This window comes from Pelomonas sp. Root1444 (assembly GCF_001426885.1).
Classification (GTDB): Bacteria; Pseudomonadota; Gammaproteobacteria; order Burkholderiales; family Burkholderiaceae_C; genus Pelomonas.
In genome coordinates this window covers 147,600-148,096 of sequence record NZ_LMFP01000028.1, presented here as the reverse complement: position 1 = coordinate 148,096, position 497 = coordinate 147,600, and the positions used below count along the sequence as shown (strand labels likewise).

1 protein-coding gene is annotated in these 497 nt (G+C 67.0%); it reads right to left on the bottom strand.

Features of this window, described 5'->3' with window-relative positions; genetic code table 11:
• On the bottom strand, positions 1-497 hold a 497-nt coding region (locus ASD35_RS18570; protein ID WP_235538395.1), incomplete at both ends, for an IS3 family transposase.

Genomic DNA, 497 nt, shown 5'->3' with positions numbered 1-497 from the left:
CTTCCACGGCCCGCGCCGGTGGATCACCTCGGCCTTGTAGAGCCCGTTGATGGTCTCGGCCAGAGCGTTGTCGTAGCTGTCGCCCTTGGAGCCCACTGACGACTCGATGCCGGCCTCGGCCAGACGCTCGCTGTAGCGGATAGACAGGTACTGCGATCCACGATCCGAGTGATGCACCAGGCCTTGCGCCTGACCAGGCTTGCGGTCGTACAGCGCCTGCTCCAGCGCATCGAGCACGAACTCGGTGTGCATCGAACTGCTCTGGCGCCAGCCCACGATGCGCCGGCTGAACACATCCACCACGAACGCCACGTAGACCCAGCCCTGCCAGGTCGAGACGTAGGTGAAGTCCGAGACCCACAGCTGGTTGGGCCGCTCGGCGCGGAACTGCCGGTTGACCCGGTCCAGCGGGCATGGCGCCTTGGGGTCGGGAACGGTGGTGCGCACCGCCTTGCCGCGGCGCACGCCCTGCAGACCTTGCTGGCGCATGAGTCGCT